We start from the raw sequence: 22,487 nt of genomic DNA, 5'->3' as shown, positions 1-22,487 counted from the left end.
TGAATAGTCGCGTCAAGCCGCGGCAACCGTCACCCCCCGCATTATCACCATCTCCTAATCCCCTGTCAGGAAACCCTGACCCTTCATTGCAGCGCAGCACCACTATGCGCAAGCCATAGCGTCGACCATCATGAAGTCATGGCGCAGTATCCGTACTGGCCATTCCGCAAAGAAACGCCGGAGGCTTTGAAAATGAACACCTACAACAGCCCGACCCGCTCATCGACGCGAACTTCCACCTCCCTTGACGAGCTGCGTGTGCTGGCACGTACCCTGCTCGCCAAGGAACAGCGCCGCCGCCGCAAGCTTGCCACCGGACTGGCAAGCAGCGCCAGTCTCATCGCCCTCGCCGGCGGGGGACTCACCCAGACCGCCTTCGCCGGCAGTGTGACGCTGAGCAACACCCTGCCCTCCTTCATCCTGATGCTGCTCGTATTCGTCGTCGTTGGCGGTTTCCAGACCCTCAACTACCTTGAGCAGCACGCGCTTGACGTCGGCGACGAGCGCAACTTCCTCGAAGCGGCCCGCCAGTTGCTCTGGGAAGGCAAGCTCCCGGCAGCCACCAACGGCAGCCCCGAAGACCGCTTCATCGCGCGCGAAACCACCAAGATCATCGAAGCCGAACGTCAGGCCGTGGCGCTCGCGCCGGCACTGTGGGGATCGGGGCTGACCCCTTCACGCAAGCTCTGAGTCCTTTTGTGGCCTATGCTGGAATCAGGCAGGCGGACTTCCCGCCTGCCCCAGGAGACCGCCATGAGCTTCTTCGACTCCCCCATCGCCCGCTGCGAGCGGGTGCACGAAATGGTCCTGCTCGACGAAACCCAGGCCGAGTGTGCCCGCGAGCACCTATGCCCCCCGGGACAGGTCTGCCCGCTCGATCAGTGCTTCACCACGGTCAGCGGACTCGACCCCGAACACGCTGAGGTGGTCGACCAGCAACGCCGGCGCCGCCTCGGCGACTGAGGAGCAGCGCCGGCCGCAGCACCGCACTCACTGCTTTATGCGAGAATGCCGCGGGGATGAGTGCAGTGCACCATGCCCGCGGCAAGGCCATCCGGCGGCCGCAAACCGAAGTGGATATGCACGCGCCCCATGGATTGGCTGCAAGTCGTCGTACTGTCGGTGGTACAAGGCCTCACCGAGTTTCTCCCCATCTCCAGCTCCGCCCACCTGATCCTCGTCCCGGTGCTCACCGACTGGCCGGACCAGGGCCTGGCTTTCGACGTCGCGCTGCACATCGGCAGCCTCGCCGCAGTGGTGATCTATTTCCGCCGCGACCTCGCCGCAATGACAGCGAGCTGGACGCGCTCGCTCGCCACCCGCCAGCTCGACGCCGACGCGCGCCTGGCCTGGGCAGTGCTGCTGGGTACCATTCCGGTGGGGCTGGCCGGACTGGCCACCAAGGACATCGTCGAGACCTATCTGCGCTCGCCGGTGCTGCTCGCCGTCGGCCTGATCGCCTTCGGCCTGCTGCTGGGCTGGGCGGACTGGCGCCATCGCGGCAGCCGCAGCGAGCACCAGCTCACTTGGCGGGATATCGTGGTGGTGGGCTGCGCACAGGCGCTGGCGCTGTTTCCCGGCACCTCGCGCTCGGGCATCACCATCACCGCCGCGCTGATGACCGGCATGAGCCGCGAGGGCGCTTCGCGCTTCTCCTTCCTACTGTCGATTCCGGTCATCGTACTGGCCGGCGGACTGAAGACCCTCGAGCTGCTCAGCCTTGGCGAGCCGGTGGCCTGGGGGGTACTCGGCCTGGGGGCGATCCTCTCCGGCATCAGCGCCTACCTGTGCATTCACTACTTCCTCGCCTTCATCAAGCGCATCGGCATGCAGCCCTTCGTCGCCTACCGCCTGGTGCTCGGCGTGGTGCTGCTGTGGATCTACCTGTAAAGGCCGAAGCGCCTCGACGTGAGACTGGACCGGCCGCCCCCCCGCCTCTCCCCCCGACGCGGTCTCACTACCCCCATCATCACCCCCGTTGGCGCGCTGCGCGTCGCTGACGTGCGCGGGGAAGCGGCGCATCAGCCACAGCAGCAGCGGCAGGCCAAGCAGCGCCAGACCGGCGCACAGGGCGAAGAAGGTGGCCCAGTCGCCATCGAGCCGGTCCACCGCATAACCCGCCGAGGCCGACAGCCAGATGCGCGACAGATTGCCCAGCGAAGCCAGCAGCGCGTACTGGGTGGCGGTGTAGGCGACATTGCACAGCCCGGACAGATAGGCGACAAAGGCCACCGTGACCAGCCCGGTGGTGAAGCTGTCGGAGACCACCGCCACCGCCAGCATCCATTTCTGCTGGCCAACCATGGCCAGCGCGGTATAGGTCAGGTTGGTCGCCGCGGTGAGAAAGCCGGCGATGAACAGCGCACGCAGCACACCGATGCGCGCGGCCAACACGCCGCCGAGGAACACCCCCACCATGTTGGCGGCAAAGCCATACACCTTGGAAACCTCGGCGATGTCGCCGAGCGAGAAGCCCAGCTCGCGGTAGAACACACCGGACATGCGTCCGAGCATGGCGTCGCCGAACTTGAACACGAAAACGAAGACCAGCACCAGCAGCCAGCCATCGCGCCGCATGAACTCGGCAAAGGGCGCCACCACTGCGTTGTACAACCAGGCCGCGACCATCGCCCGAATGGCAGGCATGCTGCCGGCGAAGTGCACCCGCACCGCCTCCTCCGCGGCGGCCACCGCACGCGGCACCACACGCGCCGGCTCGGGGCTCAGCAGGATCGCCAGGATGCCCACCAGCACCGCCAGCGCCAGCACCTGATAGGCCGCCTGCCAGCCGAACTGCTGCGCCAGCAGCAGGCCGCCTGCGCCGCCGATCAGCGTGCCGCCCAGATGCCAGCCCCAGATCGCCACCGCCGAGCCGGCGCCGTACTGCTCGGGCTCCAGCGAATCGATGCGGTAGGCGTCGATCACGATGTCCTGGGTGGCGCTGGCAGTCGTGACCATCAGCGTCGCCACCGCCATCATCCACAGGTGCTGCGCCGGCGCGGAAAAGGACATCCACAGGATGGCAAACATCAACACGATCTGCGTCGCCAGCGCCCAGCCGCGCCGGCGCCCGAAGCGGTCGGTGAGGCCGGGCAGGCGCAAGCGGTCGATCAGCGGCGCCCACAGGAAGTTGATCGCGTAGGGTGTGGCGGCGAGCGCGAAGAGGCCGATGTCGGTGCGGCTCACGCCTTCGTCGCGCAGCCAGATCGACAGGTTGGAGAACACCAGTGGCGCCGGCAGGCCGCTGGAAAAGCCCAGCGCCAGCAGGGTCAGCATGCGACGGTTGAGATAGGTCGCAAAGGCCGCAGCCAGCCGGTCACGCATCAGAAGCGCTCGTCCTCGCGCAGGAAACGCCACTGCCCAAGGGGCAAGTCGGCCAGACGCACCTTGCCGATGCGCACCCGCTTCAGGCCCACCACCTTCAGCCCGACCAGCTCGCACATGCGGCGGATCTGGCGCTTGCGCCCTTCGCGCAGCACGAAGCGCAGCTGATCCGGATTGGCCCATTCGACCTGCGCCGGACGCAGCTTGCGGCCATCCAGTTCGAGGCCGTGGTTGAGCAGGGCCAGGCCTTCGTCGGAGAGCTCGCCCTCCACCCGCACCAGGTACTCCTTGTCGACCTTGGAGTCGTCGCCGATCAGCTGGCGGGCGATGCGCCCGTCCTGGGTCAGCACCAGCAGGCCGGTGGAATCGATGTCCAGCCGCCCGGCCGGCGCCAGGCCCTTGAGATGGCTGTAGTGGAAGTTCTGCGCCTCGCCGACGTCGAACTGGTTCTCAGCCTTGATCAACACCACCGCCGGCTCGTAGCCTGGCTCGGGCTGGCCGGAGACATAGCCCACCGGCTTGTGCAGCAGGATGGTGACGCGCGCCGCCTGCTGGTTGCGCGCCTCGGGCGCCAGGGTGATGTTGGCGCCCGGGTCGATGCGGGTACCGAGTTCGGTGATCCGTCGGCCATCGACGAACACCCAGCCGCGCTCGATCAGACCGTCGGCCTCGCGCCGCGAACACAGCCCGCGCTCGGCCATTACCTTGGACAGACGCACGCCCTCGGGCGCGCCCTCCGCAGTGGCGGCAGGGCTGCGCGGGACGGGCTGCGGACGTGGCGTGGTGGCGCGGGGCGGACGGTCGGTGGTGCGACGGACCACCTGGGTGCGTGCTTGGCGTTCGCCCGCAGGACGTGCGGCCTCGTCGCCCCGGCTCTCTCCTTCCGCCGCACTGCGGCGTTTCGGCCCGGCGCCCTGCTCGGCAGGAGCCTTGCGCGCAGCGCTGGCAGGCTTGCACGGAGCGGTGGCCGGCGCACGTACCGCCTTGGGCTGCCGCTCGCCAACGGAGGCCGCGGACGCCCCCTGAGCGCCGCGCGCTGGAGTTGGCCGGCGGGAGCGCTTCTCTACGGGTGGGGGGCTTGCGGCCTCCGGCGCGGCCTCGGCCGGCGCCTCAGGTTCGCGGGGGCGGACCTTGAGCGTGCCGGCGATGCGCGACGGTGCGGGTACGGGCGGGGTTCTGCGGGTGGTGTTCAAGGGCAACCTCGGGCTGACCGGACAAACGCCGGAGCAAACGCCCATTATCCCCGATCCTCAACCGCACAGGGTCAAAGCCGCTGCTCTCAGCCGCGTGGCGCGTGCTCCGCCTGTTCGCCATCACTGCTTTCCGGCACACCGTCGAAGGTGCTCCAGCCATGCTCGCGCCCGGTGGGCGGCAGGTCGGCGCGCAGTGCGACGTGCTCGTGCAGGTGAGCCTTGGCGATGAAGTGGGCGGAGATCGGCGCGGTGAGGAAGAGGAAGACGCTGATCAGCACCTCGTGGATCGACAGCGTGCCCTCGATGCCGAAGAAGAACAGCATCGAACCGGCCAGCGCACCGCCGACGCCCAGCGTGGTGGCCTTGGTCGGCCCGTGCAGGCGGGTGAGCAGGTCGGGCAGCTTGACCAGGCCGACCGAGCCCACCAGGGCGAAGATGCCACCGAGCACGATGAGCGCGGAAATCAGTACTTCGAGCACAAAAGTCATGACTGCCTCACTCGATGACGTCGCCGCGCAGGATGAAGCGGCAGTAGGCAACGGTGGAGATGAAACCGAACATGGCGAAGAGCAGCGCGGCCTCGAAGAACACCGTGGTGCGCTGCTGGATGCCGAACAGGATGATCAGCGCGATGACGTTGATCACCATGGTGTCCACCGCCAGCACGCGGTCCATCAGCGACGGTCCGCGCAGCAGGCGCCACAGGTTGAGCAGCACGGCGATCGACACCGCGACATAACCGAAGGTGAGGGCATGTTCGATCACGGAAAGATCTCCTTCAGACGGGACTCGTAGCGTTCCTTCATCTGCCGCACCGCCTCCTCGGCGTCGGGCGCGTCGAGGCAATGCACCAGCAGGCTGCGGCCGTCGGCCGAGAGGTCGCAGGACACCGTGCCCGGTGTCATGGTGATGGTGCCGGCGAGTACGGTGATGGCTTCTGGCGAGCGCAGTTCCAGCGGCACGGTAACCCAGCGCACGTTCAACTGGTCGACAGGGCGGAAGAGGATCAGGCGCGCGACCTCGATGTTCGCCACCACCACGTCCCAGGCCACCAGTGCCATATAGGACACCGCCTTGCCATAGGCCTTCACCGGTGGCCGCTCGGGCCAGAAATTGCTGGTGATGATGGGAATCACCACCCCGAGCAACGCGCCCATCACCAGGCCGCCGGCACTGAAACTGTTGAGCAGCAGCATCCACAGCGCGATCAGCACGACGGTCAGCAAGGGGTGCGGCAGCCAGCGCTGCAGGAAGCTGCGCTTGTCGATTTCGGCTTTGTCGGCCATCACTGCCCTCCCTTGGCGGTGCCCAGCACCGCTTCGATGTAGCCGCTGGGCGCAAAGATCTGCGCCGCGGCGAGTTCCAGCCAGGCATGCACGGGGCCAGCGGCCACCGTCAGCACCACCAGGGCAGCAAGCAGGCCGCCCACTGCAACGAAGGGCAGCACCGCCGCCGGACGGCGGCTGGCCGCCGCAGACGTTTCCAGCGCATGGCTTTTCCAGAACACCAGGCTGCCGCCGCGCGCGAAGCCGACGATGGCGATCAGCGAGGTGGACAGGATCAGCGCCCAGAACCACACCGCCTGCGAATGGCTGCGCACCGCGTCGAGCACCAGCAGCTTGCCGAGGAAGCCGGACAGCGGCGGCATGCCGGCCATGGCGATGGCGGCGGCAAAGAACAACCCGGCGATCAGTGTGCCCTGGGCAAAGCGCGGCGCCAGCGCGAGGCGGTCGCGCAGCATCCCGCGGCGCTCGGCGACCAGATCGACGACGAGGAACAGCGCCGCCGCCGCCAGCGTGGAATGCAGCAGGTAGTACAGCGCGGCACTGAGCGACTGCGGGGTGAACACCGACACCGTGGCGAGCAGCATGCCCATCGAGCCGATCACCGCAAAGCTGGCCATCTGGCCCAGGCTGCGCGCGGCGTACACGCCGGTCATGCCCATCACCAGGGTCAGCAGGCCGGCCGGCAGCAGCCAGGGCGCGGCCAGCCAGGCGGCCTCGCCGGCCTGCTCGCCGAAGGCCAGCACGTAGAGGCGGATGATGGAATAGGCCCCGACCTTGGTCATGATGGCAAACAGCGCCGCCACCGGCCCGGGGGCGTTGGCATAGGTACCGGGCAGCCAGAAGTGCAGCGGCACCAGCGCCGCCTTGACGCCGAACACCAGCAACAGGAGCACCGCGCCGGTCTGCAGCAAGGCCTGGTCGGCGGGCGGCACCTGCGGCACCTTGAGCGCCAGGTCGGCCATGTTGAGCGTGCCGGTGACGCTGTAGATCAGCCCCACGGCGATGAGGAACAGCGAGGAACCGACCAGATTGGTGACCACGTACTGCACGCCGGCCTTCACCCGCAGCCCGCCGCCGCCATGCACCATGAGGCCGTAGGAGGCGATCAGCAGGATCTCGAAGAAGACGAAGAGATTGAAGAAGTCGCCGGTGAGGAAGGCACCATTGAGCCCCATCAACTGGAACTGGAAGAGCGGATGGAAGTGCTTGCCGCGCTCGTCCCAGCCGCCCACGGCGTAGAGCAGCACACCCAGGCCGAGCAGCGCGGTGAGCACCAGCATCAGCGCCGAGAGGCGGTCGAGCACCAGTACGATGCCGAAGGGCGCCACCCAGTCGCCCAGCGCATACACGCGGATGCTGCCGTCGCTCGCCATTCCCAGCAACACCAGGCCGACGATCAGCAGCAGCACGCAGGAGGCCACCGAGAACACCCGCGACAGCAGCGCGTCGTGGCGCGCGGCAACGACCAGCAGCGCACCGAGCACCGCCGGCAGCAGGATGGGCAGAATCAGCCAGTGGTTCATGCGCGCTCCTCGACAACGGACTGGCGCGGGCCATCGCCCTGCTTGCGGCCGAGCAGCTTCCAGTCGTCCTCGCGGGCCTCGGGCGAGGCCTCGCCGGGCAGGTCGACGTGGTCATTGCCGGTCTCGAAGTAGGCGCGCAGCGCCATCACCACGATCACCGCGGTCATGCCGAAGGAGATCACGATGGCGGTCAGCACCAGCGCCTGCGGCAATGGATCGGTATAGGCCACAGCCTCACCGCTGATCACCGGCGGCAGATTGACCGCCAGGCGGCCGGTGGCAAAGAGGAACAGGTTGGTGGCGTAGGTGAGCAGCGAGAGGCCGATGATCACCGGGAAGGTGCGGGCGCGCAGTACCAGGTAGATGCCGGCGGCGGTCATCGCGCCGATCGCGGTGGCAATGAGGAATTCCATCAGTGATGCTCCCTGTATGGCGCGGCGCTAGGATCGACGTCCATCGCCATCTTGTTGACCGGACGGTGCGCGGTCCACCGCCCCATGCGCGACAGATTGGCCAGCGCCAGCATCACCGCACCGACCACGGTGAGGAATACGCCGGCGTCGAAGGCCATTGCGCTGGCAAGCTCAAACTCGCCCACTACCGGCAGGTGCACGTGGGTGAAGGCCGAGGTGAGGAAAGGACGGTCGAGCACCATGGCGCCGACGCCGGTGGCCACCGCCACCAGCACCCCGCCGCCGATCATGGCGTGGTACTTCACCCGCACGCGCTGCGCCGCCCACGCGAAGCCGCTCGCCATGTACTGCATGATCAGCGCGATCGACACCACCAGCGCAGCGATGAAGCCGCCGCCGGGCTGGTTGTGGCCGCGCAGGAAGATGTAGGCGCCGACCAGCAGTGCCAGCGGCAGCATCACCCGGGTGGCCACCACCATGATGATCGGGTGGCGGTCGACCGACACCGGCAGGTCCGGCGTCCACGCGCTCAGACGGCGGCCGACGCGGCCGTGCAGCGCTCCGTCGAGGAGCGCGAAGATGGCCAACGCGGCGATGCCCAGCACGATGATCTCGCCAAAGGTGTCGAAGCCGCGGAAATCCACCAGGATCACGTTGACCACGTTGGTGCCGCCACCGCCGCTCACCGAGTTCTCCAGGTAGTAGTCGGACAGCGACACACCGTCGCGGGTCATCATCGCCCAACTCACCGCTGCCATGCCGCCGCCGGCCGCCAGCGCCAGTAGCGCGTCGCGCAGGTGGCGCAGCGGCTGGGCGCGCACCGTGCTGCTCACCGGACTTTCCTTGGGCAGGAAGTAGAGGGCGAGCAGGATCAGGATCACCGTAGTGACCTCCACCGATATCTGCGTCAGCGCGAGGTCCGGTGCGGAGAGGTAGATGAAGGCCACACACACGATCAGGCCCACGGTGCCCACCACCAGCACCGACAGCAGGCGCTTGCGGAAGAACACCACGGTGAGCATGCAGCCGCCGAGCAGCAACACCCAGGCTACCACCGCAACCGGCTGCATCGGCAGCAAGGCGCGCGTGCCGGCCTCATGCGGCGCACCGGAGAAGGCGACGAAACCGGCCAGTACCATGGCCGCGACGGCAAAGGCCAGGTAGCGCTGCAACGAACCGTTGTGCAGGCCGTGGGTGAAGCGCTGGGCGAGCGCCAGCGCGCCGCCCAGCGTGGCATCGAACATCGCCTTGGCTTCCGGGTGCGGTCCGGCCTGCCACAAGGCGCGCACCCGCGGGTAGGACAGGATGAGCAGCAGGCCGACCGCCACCGCCACCGCCGACATGCCCAGCGCCGGGGTGAAGCCGTGCCAGATCGACAGATGGAAGTCCGGCACCGGCCCGCCGATCACCGCAGCGGCGGTAGCGCGCACCAGGGTGCCGGCCATGGTCTCCGGGAACAGGCCGATCAGCACCACCAGCACCACCAGCAGCGCGGGCGGCAGCCACATGCCGGCCGGCGGATCGTGCGGCGGATGCGGATAGTCGTCGCGGCGGCGGCCGAAATATACGTGCAGGATGTAGCGGAAGGAATACGCCACCGAGAACAGCGCGCCGACCGTGGCCAGCAGCGGCACCAGCCAGCCCTGCCCGGCCCAGGCGGTATGCGCGGCCTCGTGCAGCATCATCTCCTTGGAGAGAAAGCCGTTGAGCAGCGGCAGGCCGGCCATCGAGGCCGCGGCCAGGGTGGCCAGGGTGGCCGAGATCGGCATCAGGAACACCAGCCCGCCGAGACGCCTGATGTCGCGCGTGCCGGCCTCGTGGTCCACGATGCCGGCGTTCATGAACAGCGCGGCCTTGAAGGTGGCGTGGTTGATGATGTGGAACACCCCGGCCACCGCCGCCATCGGCGTGCCGAAGCCGAACAGCATGGTCACCAGGCCGAGATGGCTGACCGTGGAGTAGGCCAGCAGGCCCTTGAGGTCGTCCTTGAAGAGCGCGATGAAGGCACCGATCACCATGGTCAGCAGGCCGGCCGTGGCCACCAGGTAGAACCACGCCTCGGTGCCGGCCAGCACCGGCCACATGCGCGCCATCAGGAAGAGGCCAGCCTTCACCATGGTGGCCGAGTGCAGATAGGCCGACACCGGGGTGGGCGCGGCCATCGCGTGCGGCAGCCAGAAATGGAAGGGAAACTGCGCGCTCTTGGTGAAGCAGCCGGCAAGGATCAGCACCAGCGCCGGCAGGTAGAGTTCCGATTCGCGGATCGCCTCGCCGTGCTGGAGGATCACCGAGAGGTCGTAGGAGCCGGCGATATGACCGAGGAGCAGCATCCCGGCGATCATCGCCAGCCCGCCGGCGCCGGTCACGGTGAGCGCCATGCGCGCGCCCTGGCGGCCTTCCGGCAGGTGCTTCCAGTAGCCGATGAGGAGGAAGGACGACAGGCTGGTGAGCTCCCAGAACACCAGCAGCAGCAGGATGTTGTCGGACAGCACGATGCCCACCATGGCGCCCTGGAAGAGCAGCAGGTAGCTGTAAAAGCTGCCCATCGGGTCTTCCTTGGCCAGATAGAAGCGGGCGTAGATGATGATCAGCAGGCCGATGCCGAGGATCAGCGTGGCGAACAGGAAACCGAGACCGTCGAGGAAGAAATTGACGTTCAGCCCCAGCCCCGGCAACCACTGCCAGCCGGCCTGCACGACCTCGCCGCGCAGCACCACCGCCGGGGCATGCACAAGCAGCAGGGCAAAGGCCAACAGGGTCGCGGTGCCGGTGGCGAGCGCGCAGGCGTTGCGCCCGGCGCGGATCATCAACGCCGGCAGCATCGCGCCGAGGAAGGGCAGGATGACGATGAGGGCAAGACTCATGGGCAGAGAATCCCGTCGGTATTCGGAGCGCACGGCTGCGCTGGCGCGGCCGCACAAGACAAGGCCCGGCTTGACCGGGCACTATGGCGCAAAAGTATATCGGCGACCCCTGATGGAGACCACCGAAATCGGCAGCCCTCACATCCGAGCCATGTAAATCCACAATATCACAGTGGTTATTGATCCTGTGACGGGGCATTTCTCCACCCATCACGCATTTCACTAGGCGAAATCAGGCCGGGCGGCTAACATTCGCACGTTACTCCGACCCGCAGGATCAAAGTGCCAGCCAGCAAGACCAGAGCGCCCGCGACAGGCGCCAGCGAAGCCAAGAACCCAATCCAGGTCATCGAGCGCATGATGAAGCTGCTTGACGCCCTCGCCCGCCATCCCGATCCCGCCGCTCTCAAGCAGCTTGCGCTGGACACCGGTCTGCACCCGTCGACCGCCCACCGCATCCTCGGCGCGATGACCCAGAGCGGCTTCGTCGAGCGCACCGAACCCGGCGTCTATCGGCTCGGCATCCGCCTGCTGGAACTGGGCAGCCTGGTCAAGTCGCGCATCTCGCTGCGTGAAACGGCGATGCCGTCGATGCTCAAGCTGCATGCCGCCACCGGTGAGAGCGTGAACCTCGGCATCCGCGACGGCGACCAGATCGTCTACGTCGAGCGCACATCCAGCGGGCGCTCTGCGGTGCGCGTGGTGCACATCGTCGGCGCACGCGCGCCGCTGCACACCACCGCCACCGGCAAGCTCTTCCTGGTCGAGGACGGCGCCGAGAAGGTGCGCGACTATGCCCGCCGCACCGGGCTGCCGGCGTCCACGCCGACGTCCATTGCCACCCTGCCGGCCCTCGAAAAGGAACTCGACAAGGTGCGCCGTCATGGTGTCGCCTTCGACCTCGACGAAGTGGAGACGGGGGTGCGCTGCATTGCTGCCGGCATCCGCGACGACGGTGGCGAGCTGGTCGCCGGCCTGTCGCTGTCAACCCCGTCGGAGCGCTTCAATCCGGACTGGGCGCCGCTGATCCGCGAAACCGCCGACGAGATCTCGCGCGCGCTCGGTTACGTCAGGCGTTAACCGCCGCCCGCCACGCCAGCCAGGGCGATGCGCTGCACGCCCACGCCCTGCAGCCACTCACGCAGCTTGTTGGCGTCGGTATTGCGCACCCAGCGGCTGTCGGCGTTCATCAGCACGATGATCACCGGCTCGCCCTCCATCCACGCCTGCATCACCAGGCAACGGCCGGCCTCGCGGATGAAACCGGTCTTCGACAGGCCGATCTGCCATTCCGGGCTGCGCACCAGGCTGTTGCTGTTGCCGTAGCGCAGGCTGCCCTTGCCGACGCGGACGTCGCGCTCATCGGCGGTAGAGAACTCGCGGATCAGGGGATAGGCCGCGGCGGCGGCCACCAGGCGGACGAGGTCACGCGGGCTGGAGACATTGCGCGGATCGAGGCCGGTGCTGTCGAAGAAGCGCGTGTCGTCAAGGCCGATCAGGCGCGCCTTGACGTTCATCGCGCGAATGAAGGCAACCTCCCCACCCGGGTAGTGGCGCGCCAGCGCAGAAGCGGCGCGGTTTTCCGACGACATCAGGGCGAGCAGCAGCATCTGCTCGCGGCTCAGGCGGGCGCCGATGGGCAGGCGCGAGCCGGTGCCCTTGAGGGTATCGATGTCGGCACGGGTGACGGTGAGCCCCTCGGAGAGACCGAGACCGGCGTCGAGCACCACCATCGCCGTCATCAGCTTGGTGATCGAGGCAATCGGCAGCACGCGGTCGGCACCGCGCTCGATGATCAGTTCGCCACTGTTCTGGTGGGCAATGGCAAAGGCCGTCGATCCCAGCGCGGGCAGCGAGCGTGCATCGATCCCGGGAATCGCCGCGGTGGTCCTGACCACTGCCGCGGCGGGGTCGGCCGCGACAGGCTGGGCGGCATGGAAGCAGCCCAGACTGAGCAGTGTGGAGAGCAGGGAACGGAGCTTCATGACCAGACCTGGGGAAGATGCGCTTTCCGTTATTCTTAATAAAAATAGGAAGATATCAAGTCTTTTTGAAGTTGATTCGCAGAAATGAATCACGAAAGACCGTCTTTCCTTCCCTTACGGAAAACATCCGCCACCCCATTGGGATGAACTCCCCCGCGCTCATAAGCGCAAAAAATCAACAACCTCCTGCCGGCGTGCGAGCGTGTCGCAATAGCCCAGCTCCATAAGCGCACGGGTGAAGCCGGGTTCGAAGAGGAGGTACGAAAGCAGCACCGATCCCTCGCGCCGCATCGCCCCGACACCGCCAAGCAGGGTGCGCAGCAGGGGCGGCAGAGTGCGGCGGTGGTGTCCGGCCATGGCATCCAGACGCTGCGACGGGGCGATCACCAGCGTCTCGATCGGTCGCAGGCCGATGCCCGCAGCCTCGCGCTGCGCCGGCGTAAGCGCACTGACGGTGGTGTTGATGCGCTCCAGGCGCTCGAGATCCATCGCCAGACTGTCGAGGAAGATGCTCGACAGCGCGTGACCGGCGATCTGTGCCGGCGACGGATAGCTCTCGGTGCGCTGACGCCCTTCCTCGGCGAGGCGGCCGGCGCCGATCACCAGGATGCGTTCGGCGCCCAGATGGATCGCCGGGCTGATCGGCGCCAGCTGGCGCATGGAGCCGTCACCGAAGTACTCGCGGTGGATGTGCACCGCTGGAAACAGGAAGGGGATGGCACTCGACGCCATCAGGTGATCGACGCCCAGTTGCGTGCGCATCCCCACGCGCTGCGCCCGCCGCCACGGCTGCACCCCGGCGGCGGCTTCGAAGAAGGCCAGACTCTCACCCGAGGTGTAGCCGGAGGCTGCCACGCTGAGCGCGTGCAGATGCCCGGCGGAGATCGCCCGCCCGATGGCGGAGAAATCGAGCACGCGCTCCAGCAGGGCGCGCAGCGGACTGTTGTCGAGCAGCGAACGCGGGGTCTGGCGCACTGCCCAGCCCAGGGTCAGCGCCGCCCCCCAGCGCAGGCCGGTGCCAAAGAGCGCCGCGGCGTCGGTACGGTAGATGCGCTCGACGTGAAAGTTGCGCCAGATCCACGCCAGTTTACGCACCGCAGCGTTGAAATCAGCGGAAAACACCGCCAGCGCAGCGGCATTGATGCCACCGGCGGAGGTGCCGCACAGAATGGGAAAGGGATTGCCCACGGCCTGCCCGCGCAGTTCGCGGATGGCACTCAGCACGCCGACCTGATAGGCCGCACGGGCTCCACCGCCGGTGAGCACCAGCGCCGTCCTGCCCCCCCCTGCCGTCATCGTCCTCGCCTCCCCGCCACGCCGCCGGCACATCCTAACCCGCCGGGATAGGTGCCGCCAGCGTGGCAGGGGCGGATCACTCCTGGTGGGCGGCCTCGACCACGGTCAGCGCAGTCATGTTGATGATCCGCCGCACCGTCGCCGAAGGGGTGAGGATATGCACCGGCTTGGAGGCACCGAGGAGGATGGGGCCGACGGTCATGCCCTCGCCTGCGGCGTTCTTGAGCAGGTTGAAGGCGATGTTGGCAGCATCCAGGGTCGGGAAGATGAGCAGGTTGGCATCCTCGCGCATCTTCGCATTGGGGAAGATCTGCAGGCGGTGCTTGGCGTCGAGGGCCGAATCCCCGTGCATCTCGCCTTCCACCGGCAGCTCCGGATGGCGCTCGTGCAGCATCTGGCGCGCCAGGCGCATCTTCTCGGCGGTCGGCGAATCGGCCGAGCCGAAGGACGAATGCGACAGCAGCGCCACCCGCGGCGCGACGCCGAAGCGCTGCATCTCCTCGGCAGCGAGGAGGGTCATCTCCACCACCTGCTCGGGCGTGGGGTCGTAGTTCACGTAGGTATCGGCGAGGAACAGCGTGCGCCCCGGCAGGCTGAGCAGATTCACCGTGTACAGGTTGTTGACCCCCTCGCGGCGGCCCAGCACGGTCTCGACGAACTCGCGGTGCAGGCGGTGCATGCCGTAGGTGCCGCAGATCAGCCCGTCGCCGTAGCCGAACTTGAGCAACAGGGTGCCGATCAAGGTCGTACGACGGCGCACTTCCTTCTTGGCGTACTCCACCGACACCCCGCGGCGCTCCATGAGGCCGTGGTAGTGCTGCCAGAGTTCGTTGAAGCGCGCATCGGCATCCGGATTGACGAGTTCGAAGTCGCGCTCCACCGTCATGCGCAGGCCGAAACGTTCGATGTTGTGGCGGATCACCTCGGGACGGCCGATGAGGATGGGGCGCGCCAGCCCCTCGTCGACCACCTGCTGCACCGCGCGCAGCACCTTCTCGGATTCGCCCTCGGAGAAGATCACCCGCTTCGGGTTGCGCCGTGCGGCAGCGAACACCGGCTTCATGATCAGGCCCGAATGCCAGACGAAGTTGTTGAGCTGACTGCGGTAGGCATCCCAGTCGCTGATCGGCCGCGTCGCTACCCCGGAGGCCATCGCCGCCTCGGCCACCGCCGGGGCGATCTTGACGATCAGGCGCGGATCGAAGGGCCGCGGGATGATGTAGTCGCGCCCGAAACCGCTGACCTTCTCGCCGTAGGCCGCGGCAACGATGTCGCTCTGCTCGACGCGCGCCAGCTCGGCAATCGCGCGCACCGCGGCAAGCTGCATCTCGTCGGTGATGGTGGTTGCCCCCACGTCCAGCGCACCGCGGAAGATGAACGGGAAGCACAATACGTTGTTGACCTGGTTGGGGTAGTCCGAGCGCCCGGTGGCGATGATGGCGTCGTCGCGCACCGCCTTGACCTCCTCCGGGAGGATTTCCGGAGTCGGGTTGGCAAGCGCCAGGATCAAGGGATTGGCAGCCATCTTCGCCACCATCTCGCCCTTCAGCACGCCGCCGGCGGAGAGCCCGAGGAACACATCGGCCCCCTCGATGATCTCGGCCAGCTTGCGCGCCTCGGTCTTCTTGGCGTAACGCGCCTTGATCGGGTCCATCAGGACGGTGCGGCCCTCATAGACCACACCCTCGATGTCGCTCACCCAGATGTTGTCCACCGGTACACCGAGCTTGACCAGCAGCCCCAGGCAGGCCAGCGCCGCGGCACCGGCCCCGGAGGTCACCACCTTGACCTTGTCGAGGGCCTTGCCCTGCATCTGCAGGCCGTTGAGGATGGCCGCACCGACGACGATGGCGGTGCCGTGCTGGTCGTCGTGAAAAACCGGGATCTTCATCCGCTCGCGCAGCTTCGACTCGATGTAGAAGCACTCCGGCGCCTTGATGTCCTCAAGGTTGATGCCGCCGAAGGTCGGCTCCAGTGCGGCGATCATGTCGATCAGCTTGTCGGCGTCGGGCTCGTTGATCTCCAGGTCGAAGACGTCGATGCCGGCGAACTTCTTGAACAGCACGCCCTTGCCTTCCATCACCGGTTTGGCCGCCAGCGGGCCGATGTTGCCCAGACCGAGCACAGCGGTACCGTTGGTGACCACGCCGATGAGGTTGGAACGCGCAGTCAACTCCGCAGCCTGGCCGGGATCCTCGACGATGGCGTCGCAGGCCGCCGCCACACCCGGCGAGTAAGCCAGCGAGAGGTCGCGCTGGTTGGTCAGCAGCTTGGTGGGGGTCACCGAAATCTTCCCCGGCCGCGGGTGGCGGTGGTAATCCAGTGCAGCAGCGCGTATCAGCTCATCCATGTGTGCTCCGTCCTTTGTCTGTTCTGTGGTTACGGAGGCGGTCGATTGCTACCCTTTTCGTCCGCTTCTGCTCCGTGGCATAATATTAGGCTTTCGCCGACTGCGGTTTACCCTAGTAATTTCCGCAACTGGCACTGCAGGCGCATTACAGCACGGCCTGCAGCCCGCCGGCCGCACGCTGTGCCGCCCGACCGACGGGGAAGGTTTCAGTACCCGCAACCTGGAGAGCACTTCGCCATGACCCAACGCTTTGCCGAGGCCGCCCTGGCCGCCGCCCCCGACTACGTCCGCCACCAAGGCCTGAAGCAGTGGGTCGCCGAGATCGCCGCGCTCACCGAGCCCGATCAGGTTGTGTGGTGCGACGGCTCGCAGGAGGAATACGACCGCCTGTGCGCCGAGATGGTCGAGTCCGGCATGCTGATCAAGCTCAACCCGGAAAAGCGCAAGAACTCCTTCCTCGCCTGGTCCGACCCCTCCGACGTCGCCCGCGTCGAAGACCGCACCTTCATCTGCTCGCAGAGCAAGGAAGACGCCGGCCCCACCAACAACTGGGAAGACCCGGCGGTGATGCGCGAGACGCTCAACGGCCTCTTCAAGGGCTGCATGCACGGCCGCACCATGTACGTGATCCCGTTCTCCATGGGTCCGCTGGGCAGCCCGATCGCCCACATCGGCGTGGAAATCTCCGACAGCCCCTACGTCGTCACCAACATGCGCATCATGACCCGCATGGGCAAGGGCGCCATCGAAGTGCTCGGCACCGATGGCGAGTTCGTGCCCTGCGTGCACACCGTCGGCGCCCCGCTCGCCCAGGGCGAGAAGGACAGCCGCTGGCCGTGCAACCCCGACACCAAGTACATCGTGCACTATCCCGAAACGCGCGAGATCTGGTCCTACGGCTCGGGCTACGGCGGCAACGCCCTGCTCGGCAAGAAGTGCTTCGCGCTGCGCATCGCCTCCACCATGGCGCGTGACGAAGGCTGGCTGGCCGAGCACATGCTGATCCTCGGCGTCGAATCTCCCGAGGGCGAGAAGAGCTACGTCGCCGCCGCCTTCCCGTCGGCCTGCGGCAAGACCAACTTCGCCATGCTGATCCCGCCGAAGACCTTCGACGGCTGGAAGATCACCACCGTCGGCGACGACATCGCCTGGATCAAGCCCGGCCCGGACGGCACCTTCCGCGCCATCAACCCCGAGTTCGGCTACTTCGGCGTCGCCCCCGGCACCTCCGAAAAGACCAACTACAACGCCATGGCGACGCTGAAGGAGAACATCATCTTCACCAACGTCGCACTGACCGACGACGGCGACGTGTGGTGGGAAGGGATGAGCAAGGAAGCCCCGGCCCACCTCGTCGACTGGCAGGGCAAGGACTGGACGCCCGAGATCGCCAGGGAAACCGGCCGCAAGGCCGCCCACCCCAACGCCCGCTTCACCGCCCCGGCAAGCCAGTGCCCGTCGATCGACCCGGCCTGGGAAGACCCCGCCGGCGTGCCGATCTCGGCCTTCATCTTCGGCGGCCGCCGCGCCACCACGGTGCCGCTGGTGTACCAGGCCTTCAACTGGAACTTCGGCGTCTACATGGCCGCCACCCTGGGCTCGGAAACCACCGCCGCCGCCTTCGGCGCGCAAGGCGTGGTGCGTCGCGACCCCTTCGCCATGCTGCCCTTCTGCGGCTACCACATGGGTGACTACTTCAACCACTGGCTGCGCATGGGTCATGTGATCGAGAACACCCCGAAGATCTTCTGCGTGAACTGGTTCCGCATGAACGAGAAGGGCGAATTCATGTGGCCCGGCTTCAGCGACAACATGCGCGTACTGAAGTGGATCGTCGACCGCGTCAAGGGCAAGGTCGCCGCCAAGGAAACCGCGCTGGGCTGGATGCCGCGCTTCGAGGATCTCGACTGGAGCGGTTGCGACCTCAGCCGCGAAGAGTTCGAGGCCCTCACCCAGATCGACGCCGATGCGTGGAAGACCGAGTTCGCCTCGCACAAGGAGTGGTTCGACAGGCTGCAGGACCGCCTGCCGCGCCAACTGGTGCTGAAGCGCGAACTGCTCGAACTGACGATGTCGGTCTGACCCCGCCTGCCGGCACAACGCCGGCACGCCCCGGAAGCGTCGGCCACGGCCGGCGCTTTTTGTTTTCCGCCCCATCTTCGAGGAGCGCAACGTGGCCTTCCGCCCCGCCCGCCGCATGGCCGACATCCAGCCCTTTCACGTCATGGAGTTGCTGCGCCGCGCGCGCGAACTGGAAGCCCAGGGCCGCGACATCATCCACATGGAAGTCGGCGAGCCCGACTTCCCCACACCGCAGCCCATCGTCGATGCTGCCTGCCGTTTCGTCGCCAGCGGCGCCGTGCATTACACCCCGGCTCTCGGCCTGCCGGCGCTGCGCGAAGCCATCGCGCGCTTCTACCATGAGCGCTTCGGTGCCGCCGTCGCCGCCGAGCGCATCATCGTCACCCCGGGCGCTTCCGGCGCGCTGATGCTGGCCCTCGCCGCAGCCACCGATCCCGGCGACGAGTGGCTGCTGCCCGACCCCGGCTACCCTTCCAACCGCCATCTGGTACGCAGCGTCGAAGGCCGTGCACGCGCCCTGCCGGTCAATGTGGCACAACGCTACCAGCCCACTCCCGAGCAGGTCGCCGCCGCCTGGCAGCCCGCCACCCGCGGACTCATGGTCGCCACCCCGGGCAATCCCACCGGCACCGTGCTCGACGCCGGCGAACTCGCCGCGCTGCATGCGGTGAGCCACGCCCGCGGCGGCATCCTGCTCGTCGACGAGATCTACCAGGGTCTCACTTACGGCCTGCCGGCCACCACCGTGCTGGCGCAGCCCGCACTCGCCGAAGCCGACGACCTGTTCGTGGTCAACAGCTTCTCCAAGTACTTCGGCATGACCGGATGGCGCCTCGGCTGGCTGGTGGTGCCACAGCGCTGGACCCGCGAGATCGAGAAACTCGCCCAGCACTTCTTCATCGCCGCCTCCACCCCCGCCCAGCACGCTGCCCTGGCAGCCTTCGAACCTGCCACGGTGGACATCCTCGAATCGCGGCGGGCAGAGTTCGCCGCGCGCCGCGACGTCCTCCTGCCGGCCCTGCACGAACTCGGCTTCGGCATTGCCAGCGAACCGCAGGGCGCCTTCTACATCTATGCGGACATCGGCACACTGGCAGCGGACAGTGCCACCCTCGCCCGCCGCCTGATCGAAGAGGCAGGCGTAGCCACCACCCCCGGCCTCGACTTCGGTGAGCACCTGCCACGCCGCCACCTGCGCCTGGCCTACACCACCCGCAGCGAACGCCTGCTCGAAGCCTGCGCACGCATGCGCACGGTGCTGGCGGGGTAAACGTCGGCAGCGCGCGCAGAGTCAGCAGGCGCGCCCTGCGTCCGCGTTCTCAGGCGTCGGCGCTCGCCGTCGCACTGCGCCCCGCTGCAGTCTGCAGGCGCTGCTTCATCGCCATCACCTTGCGGTAGTAGGCCGCGGTGGGATCGCTGCGGGCGCCGCCGTAGTATTGCAGCGCCGCCTGCAGGCTGCCATAGCGGCGCAGGCCTTCATCAATCACCAGGGTACCGACACGCACGTTGAGCATCGGATCGAAGAGCGCATCCTCGCCCGCTTCGTCGCCGATCTTGTCCATGTGGAAGCGGGGAATCACCTGCATCAGCCCCTGTGCGCCCACGTGGCTTTCGGCGAAGGGGTTGAAGCTCGACTCGACGGCAATCACCGCCACCACCAGCAGCGGGTCGACACCGATCTCGCGCGCACTCTCCTCCGCTGCAGCGAGCACCGGCTCCAGCGCCACCGCGGAGACGCGATAGCGGCGTGCGACGTAGTCGCGCACCCGCAGCATCTCGGCCGACAGTTCAAGGGCCGGAGCGGCATCGTCAAAGTAGGGGGCGGCATCAAGTGGCACCGCATGCGCTTCGGACAGTGCCGCATCGAGGGGATTGTGGGCGTCGCCATCGAGATGGCTGGCGGCAAAGATGGCCAGTGCCAGCATGCCGGCGCTGAGCAGCGCACCGTGCACCAGACGGGCGGCGAACGCCCCGGCGCCATGGGCGAAGCGGGTAAAGCGGGTTGTTGCCTGTTTCATGCGTCCTCCGTGCTGTGGCCACGCCCCCGCAAGGCACCCGCAGACCCGCCCCGGAGGGGCCGGATCGACACAATGGGTGCGAAGCCCGCCGCGGATGCTCAGCGGCGACAGGGCGATGGTCGTCAGTCGTGACTGATCCGCGCGCACAGGAGGCGGGCGGACCACCGCGGTACGGGCGGCGACTTGTCTGCCCGCCCACCGCGGGCTTGTGCCGCGGTGCAACCGTACCGGAAACCAGTGATTTGACTTGCTGCAATGCAGCAATTTCGGATGATATTGATTTATATCGCCTTTGTCAAACACACCGTTCTGGCAGCAAGCGCAGCCTGCAGGCGCTCCCAGTCGAAATGGGGGCCGGGATCGGTCTTCCGCCCCGGCGCGATGTCGGCATGACCGGCCATCGCCGCAACACCGCAGGCCTTGCGCAACAGTGCCAGCAGGCCCGCAAGGCGGTCGTACTGGCAATCCTCGAAAGGCCGGCTGTCACAGCCTTCGAGCTCGATGCCGAGGGAAAAGTCGTTGCAGCGCTCGCGCCCCTGCCAGCACGACGCCCCAGCATGCCACGCCCGCGCATGGACCGGCACGAACTGCAGCAGTTCCCCGTCACGGCGGATGAAGAAGTGTGCCGACACCCGCAGATCGCGCAGCCTCTCGTAGTAGGGATGGACGGTGCAGTCGAGACTGTTGGTGAACAACTCTTCCACCGCGCTGCCGCCGAACTCGTCGGGCGGCAGGCTGATGGCATGGATCACCACCAGATCGATCGCACCACCGGCCGGACGGGCGTCGCAGTTCGGCGACGGCACCCGGCGCGCGCCAGTGACCCAGCCATCGACGATGTCCCCCACTTCGACCTTCTTCATCCCGCCCCTCCGCTGATCGCCGCCACCCTCCGGCAGTCGCCATTATCCTGCGCCGCGCCCTTCCTGCCGAGTCCGCCCGGCTCAATCGCAATTCGGTAATATGCTCTCAGAGCCACAGATGCCAAGGAGACAGACCATGCCCACTTCGTCCGCCCGCCTCGACCGCCGCCGCTTCCTGCAATTCGGCGTCGCCGCCGCGGGCGCCTCCGCGACAGCCGCGCTGTGGCCGGCGGTGAGTGCCTTCGCCGATGACCTCGATGACTTCATCAAGGGTCCGCCAGTCCCCGACATTGCTCCCCGACAACTCTCCGAGCACGTCTGGATGATCTATGCTGAGGACGGCTTCCCCACCCCGGAGAACCAGGGGATGATGTGCAACGTCACCTTCGCCATCACCCGCAAGGGGGTGGTGATGCTCGACCCCGGCGGCTCGGTGCAGATCGGCGAAATGGTCATCCGGCAGATCCGCAGGCTCACCGAGCGCCCCGTGGTGGCGGTGTTCAACTCCCACTACCACGGCGACCACTGGCTGGCCAACCACGCCTTCGCGGAGGCCTACGGAACCGAGCTGCCGATCTACGCCCACCCCCACACGCGCACCGAGATCCTCGGCGTGCAGGGCAATCTGTGGCGCAGCCTGCTCGAGCGGTGGACCAACCAGGCCACCGCCGGCACCCGCATCGTCGCCCCCACGCACGAGGTCGCCCACGGCGCCGAGTTCGATTTCGGCGACCTCACCCTGCGCGTGCATCACTACGGCACCGCCCACACTCCCGGCGACATCTGCCTGGAAGCGGTCGAGGACCGCCTCACCTATGCCGGCGACGTCGCCATGGACCGCCGCATCGCCAACATGGACGACGGCTCCTACCCCGGCACGTTCCGTTACTACGATGCCCTCGAGGCCAACGCTGCATCGCGCATCTGGGTGCCCGGCCACGGACACGCCGGGGCCGGCGTTCTGGACTGGAACCGCAGCCTGTTCGAAGGAATCTGGGAGCGCTGCGTGGAAGCGGTGGAGAACGGCGACAGCATGGAGGCGGCGCGCGCAGCGGTGCTCGCCGACCCGCGCGTGGCCGGCAAGGCCGCGGAGACCCTGGGCTTCGAGGCCAACATCGGCAAGTACATCAGCCTCGCCTACCTGGAAGCGGAGAAGGAAGCCTTCTGAGAGCGCGGCGCCAGCCACCGACGCTTTTTCCCCACCTGCGCAGCGATTCCCGTACAATCCGCCGCTTGCCCGCAGCCACCAATCGCTGCACCGGCATCAATCCTCTTCACCCCGGCCGGCGC

Annotated in this window: 19 protein-coding genes and 1 pseudogene; 7 read left to right on the top strand and 13 right to left on the bottom strand. The window is 67.3% G+C overall.

The window, feature by feature from the left end; translation table 11 throughout:
- Positions 1-192: 192 nt before the first annotated feature.
- From C8261_RS07350 to C8261_RS07340, 3 genes are all read left to right on the top strand, one after another.
- Positions 193-690 carry a hypothetical protein gene (locus tag C8261_RS07350; protein ID WP_107493023.1) on the top strand — a complete coding sequence of 166 codons (498 nt, stop codon included), beginning with the start codon at positions 193-195 and terminating at the stop codon, positions 688-690.
- A gap of 63 nt (positions 691-753) precedes the next feature.
- Complete coding sequence (locus tag C8261_RS07345; protein WP_107493022.1) at positions 754-963, top strand: hypothetical protein; 210 nt, start codon at positions 754-756, stop codon at positions 961-963.
- Positions 964-1,092: 129 nt separating this feature from the next.
- Positions 1,093-1,890, top strand: a complete 798-nt coding sequence (locus C8261_RS07340) for an undecaprenyl-diphosphate phosphatase (protein ID WP_107493021.1) — start codon at positions 1,093-1,095, stop codon at positions 1,888-1,890.
- A 147-nt stretch (positions 1,891-2,037) separates the two neighbouring features.
- On the opposite strand, the pseudogene C8261_RS17595 reads toward C8261_RS07340, so the two are convergent.
- The 8 genes and pseudogenes from C8261_RS17595 to C8261_RS07300 form a co-directional block, all read right to left on the bottom strand.
- Positions 2,038-3,324: pseudogene (locus tag C8261_RS17595) on the bottom strand (AmpG family muropeptide MFS transporter); the annotation flags it as partial.
- The gene (locus tag C8261_RS07330; RefSeq protein ID WP_107493020.1) at positions 3,324-4,517 is read right to left on the bottom strand and encodes a pseudouridine synthase; all 1,194 of its coding nucleotides are present in this window, start codon (positions 4,515-4,517) and stop codon (positions 3,324-3,326) included. The pseudogene C8261_RS17595 and the gene C8261_RS07330, both read right to left, overlap by 1 nt.
- Before the next feature lie 86 nt (positions 4,518-4,603).
- Complete coding sequence (locus tag C8261_RS07325; RefSeq protein WP_107493019.1) at positions 4,604-5,005, bottom strand: Na+/H+ antiporter subunit G; 402 nt, start codon at positions 5,003-5,005, stop codon at positions 4,604-4,606.
- Positions 5,006-5,012: 7 nt separating this feature from the next.
- The gene (locus C8261_RS07320; protein WP_107493018.1) at positions 5,013-5,282 is read right to left on the bottom strand and encodes a K+/H+ antiporter subunit F; all 270 of its coding nucleotides are present in this window, start codon (positions 5,280-5,282) and stop codon (positions 5,013-5,015) included.
- Complete coding sequence (locus tag C8261_RS07315) at positions 5,279-5,803, bottom strand: Na+/H+ antiporter subunit E (protein WP_107493017.1); 525 nt, start codon at positions 5,801-5,803, stop codon at positions 5,279-5,281. The genes C8261_RS07320 and C8261_RS07315 overlap by 4 nt, the downstream gene beginning before the upstream one ends.
- Positions 5,803-7,326: a monovalent cation/H+ antiporter subunit D gene (locus C8261_RS07310; RefSeq protein WP_107493016.1), complete on the bottom strand. Its 1,524-nt coding sequence runs from the start codon at positions 7,324-7,326 to the stop codon at positions 5,803-5,805. Before C8261_RS07310 ends, C8261_RS07315 begins: the two co-directional genes overlap by 1 nt.
- The gene (locus C8261_RS07305) at positions 7,323-7,739 is read right to left on the bottom strand and encodes a Na+/H+ antiporter subunit C (protein WP_107493015.1); all 417 of its coding nucleotides are present in this window, start codon (positions 7,737-7,739) and stop codon (positions 7,323-7,325) included. The genes C8261_RS07310 and C8261_RS07305 overlap by 4 nt, the downstream gene beginning before the upstream one ends.
- Positions 7,739-10,603: a monovalent cation/H+ antiporter subunit A gene (locus C8261_RS07300; RefSeq protein WP_107493014.1), complete on the bottom strand. Its 2,865-nt coding sequence runs from the start codon at positions 10,601-10,603 to the stop codon at positions 7,739-7,741. The genes C8261_RS07305 and C8261_RS07300 overlap by 1 nt, the downstream gene beginning before the upstream one ends.
- A gap of 357 nt (positions 10,604-10,960) precedes the next feature.
- On the opposite strand from C8261_RS07300, the gene C8261_RS07295 reads away from it, so the two are divergent.
- The gene (locus C8261_RS07295; protein ID WP_107493256.1) at positions 10,961-11,683 is read left to right on the top strand and encodes an IclR family transcriptional regulator; all 723 of its coding nucleotides are present in this window, start codon (positions 10,961-10,963) and stop codon (positions 11,681-11,683) included.
- On the opposite strand, the gene C8261_RS07290 is transcribed toward C8261_RS07295, so the two are convergent.
- The 3 genes from C8261_RS07290 to C8261_RS07280 all read right to left on the bottom strand — a co-directional run bounded on the left by C8261_RS07290 (position 11,680) and on the right by C8261_RS07280 (position 16,234).
- Positions 11,680-12,588 (bottom strand): serine hydrolase, encoded by a 909-nt coding sequence (locus tag C8261_RS07290; protein WP_107493013.1) that lies wholly within the window; start codon positions 12,586-12,588, stop codon positions 11,680-11,682. The two genes, C8261_RS07295 and C8261_RS07290, sit on opposite strands and share 4 nt — an antisense overlap.
- Before the next feature lie 159 nt (positions 12,589-12,747).
- A complete protein-coding gene (locus C8261_RS07285) occupies positions 12,748-13,884 on the bottom strand; it encodes a patatin-like phospholipase family protein (protein WP_107493012.1) in 1,137 nt (378 codons plus the stop codon).
- Between the two features lie 76 nt (positions 13,885-13,960).
- Positions 13,961-16,234, bottom strand: coding sequence for an NADP-dependent malic enzyme (locus tag C8261_RS07280; protein WP_107493011.1), 2,274 nt, complete (start codon positions 16,232-16,234; stop codon positions 13,961-13,963).
- Between the two features lie 237 nt (positions 16,235-16,471).
- Here C8261_RS07280 and C8261_RS07275 point away from each other — a divergent pair, with 237 nt between their 5' ends.
- On the top strand, positions 16,472-18,316 hold the full coding sequence (locus C8261_RS07275) for a phosphoenolpyruvate carboxykinase (GTP) (RefSeq protein WP_107493010.1): 1,845 nt from the start codon (positions 16,472-16,474) through the stop codon (positions 18,314-18,316).
- Between the two features lie 91 nt (positions 18,317-18,407).
- Positions 18,408-19,586, top strand: coding sequence for a pyridoxal phosphate-dependent aminotransferase (locus C8261_RS07270; protein WP_268987176.1), 1,179 nt, complete (start codon positions 18,408-18,410; stop codon positions 19,584-19,586).
- Between the two features lie 49 nt (positions 19,587-19,635).
- Here C8261_RS07270 and C8261_RS07265 read toward each other — a convergent pair whose 3' ends face one another.
- Together C8261_RS07265 and ampD are read right to left on the bottom strand one after the other, a co-directional pair.
- Positions 19,636-20,334, bottom strand: a complete 699-nt coding sequence (locus C8261_RS07265) for a transglycosylase SLT domain-containing protein (protein WP_107493009.1) — start codon at positions 20,332-20,334, stop codon at positions 19,636-19,638.
- Positions 20,335-20,615: 281 nt separating this feature from the next.
- On the bottom strand, positions 20,616-21,197 hold the full coding sequence (ampD, locus tag C8261_RS07260) for a 1,6-anhydro-N-acetylmuramyl-L-alanine amidase AmpD (RefSeq protein WP_107493008.1): 582 nt from the start codon (positions 21,195-21,197) through the stop codon (positions 20,616-20,618).
- A gap of 136 nt (positions 21,198-21,333) precedes the next feature.
- On the opposite strand from ampD, the gene C8261_RS07255 reads away from it, so the two are divergent.
- Entirely contained in the window at positions 21,334-22,365 is a 1,032-nt protein-coding gene (locus C8261_RS07255) for an MBL fold metallo-hydrolase (RefSeq protein WP_107493007.1), read from the top strand.
- The last annotated feature ends 122 nt before the right edge of the window (positions 22,366-22,487 follow it).

Origin of the sequence: Pseudothauera lacus (assembly GCF_003034845.1) — a bacterium.
Lineage (GTDB): Bacteria > Pseudomonadota > Gammaproteobacteria > Burkholderiales > Rhodocyclaceae > Pseudothauera > Pseudothauera lacus.
This window is presented reverse-complemented; position numbering and strand designations above follow the sequence as displayed.

What these genes read in the sequence shown, in the direction of transcription:
- C8261_RS07315 (WP_107493017.1), bottom strand. Translation starts at nt 5,803, where the DNA reads ATGGCCGACAAAGCCGAAATCGACAAGCGCAGCTTCCTGCAGCGCTGG.
- C8261_RS07280 (WP_107493011.1), bottom strand. Translation starts at nt 16,234, where the DNA reads ATGGATGAGCTGATACGCGCTGCTGCACTGGATTACCACCGCCACCCG.
- C8261_RS07295 (WP_107493256.1), top strand. Translation starts at nt 10,961, where the DNA reads ATGATGAAGCTGCTTGACGCCCTCGCCCGCCATCCCGATCCCGCCGCT.
- C8261_RS07325 (WP_107493019.1), bottom strand. Translation starts at nt 5,005, where the DNA reads ATGACTTTTGTGCTCGAAGTACTGATTTCCGCGCTCATCGTGCTCGGT.
- C8261_RS07275 (WP_107493010.1), top strand. Translation starts at nt 16,472, where the DNA reads ATGACCCAACGCTTTGCCGAGGCCGCCCTGGCCGCCGCCCCCGACTAC.
- C8261_RS07340 (WP_107493021.1), top strand. Translation starts at nt 1,093, where the DNA reads ATGGATTGGCTGCAAGTCGTCGTACTGTCGGTGGTACAAGGCCTCACC.
- C8261_RS07290 (WP_107493013.1), bottom strand. Translation starts at nt 12,588, where the DNA reads ATGAAGCTCCGTTCCCTGCTCTCCACACTGCTCAGTCTGGGCTGCTTC.
- C8261_RS07345 (WP_107493022.1), top strand. Translation starts at nt 754, where the DNA reads ATGAGCTTCTTCGACTCCCCCATCGCCCGCTGCGAGCGGGTGCACGAA.
- C8261_RS07350 (WP_107493023.1), top strand. Translation starts at nt 193, where the DNA reads ATGAACACCTACAACAGCCCGACCCGCTCATCGACGCGAACTTCCACC.
- C8261_RS07255 (WP_107493007.1), top strand. Translation starts at nt 21,334, where the DNA reads ATGCCCACTTCGTCCGCCCGCCTCGACCGCCGCCGCTTCCTGCAATTC.
- C8261_RS07305 (WP_107493015.1), bottom strand. Translation starts at nt 7,739, where the DNA reads ATGGAATTCCTCATTGCCACCGCGATCGGCGCGATGACCGCCGCCGGC.
- C8261_RS07300 (WP_107493014.1), bottom strand. Translation starts at nt 10,603, where the DNA reads ATGAGTCTTGCCCTCATCGTCATCCTGCCCTTCCTCGGCGCGATGCTG.
- C8261_RS07265 (WP_107493009.1), bottom strand. Translation starts at nt 20,334, where the DNA reads ATGAAACAGGCAACAACCCGCTTTACCCGCTTCGCCCATGGCGCCGGG.
- C8261_RS07310 (WP_107493016.1), bottom strand. Translation starts at nt 7,326, where the DNA reads ATGAACCACTGGCTGATTCTGCCCATCCTGCTGCCGGCGGTGCTCGGT.
- ampD (WP_107493008.1), bottom strand. Translation starts at nt 21,197, where the DNA reads ATGAAGAAGGTCGAAGTGGGGGACATCGTCGATGGCTGGGTCACTGGC.
- C8261_RS07285 (WP_107493012.1), bottom strand. Translation starts at nt 13,884, where the DNA reads ATGACGGCAGGGGGGGGCAGGACGGCGCTGGTGCTCACCGGCGGTGGA.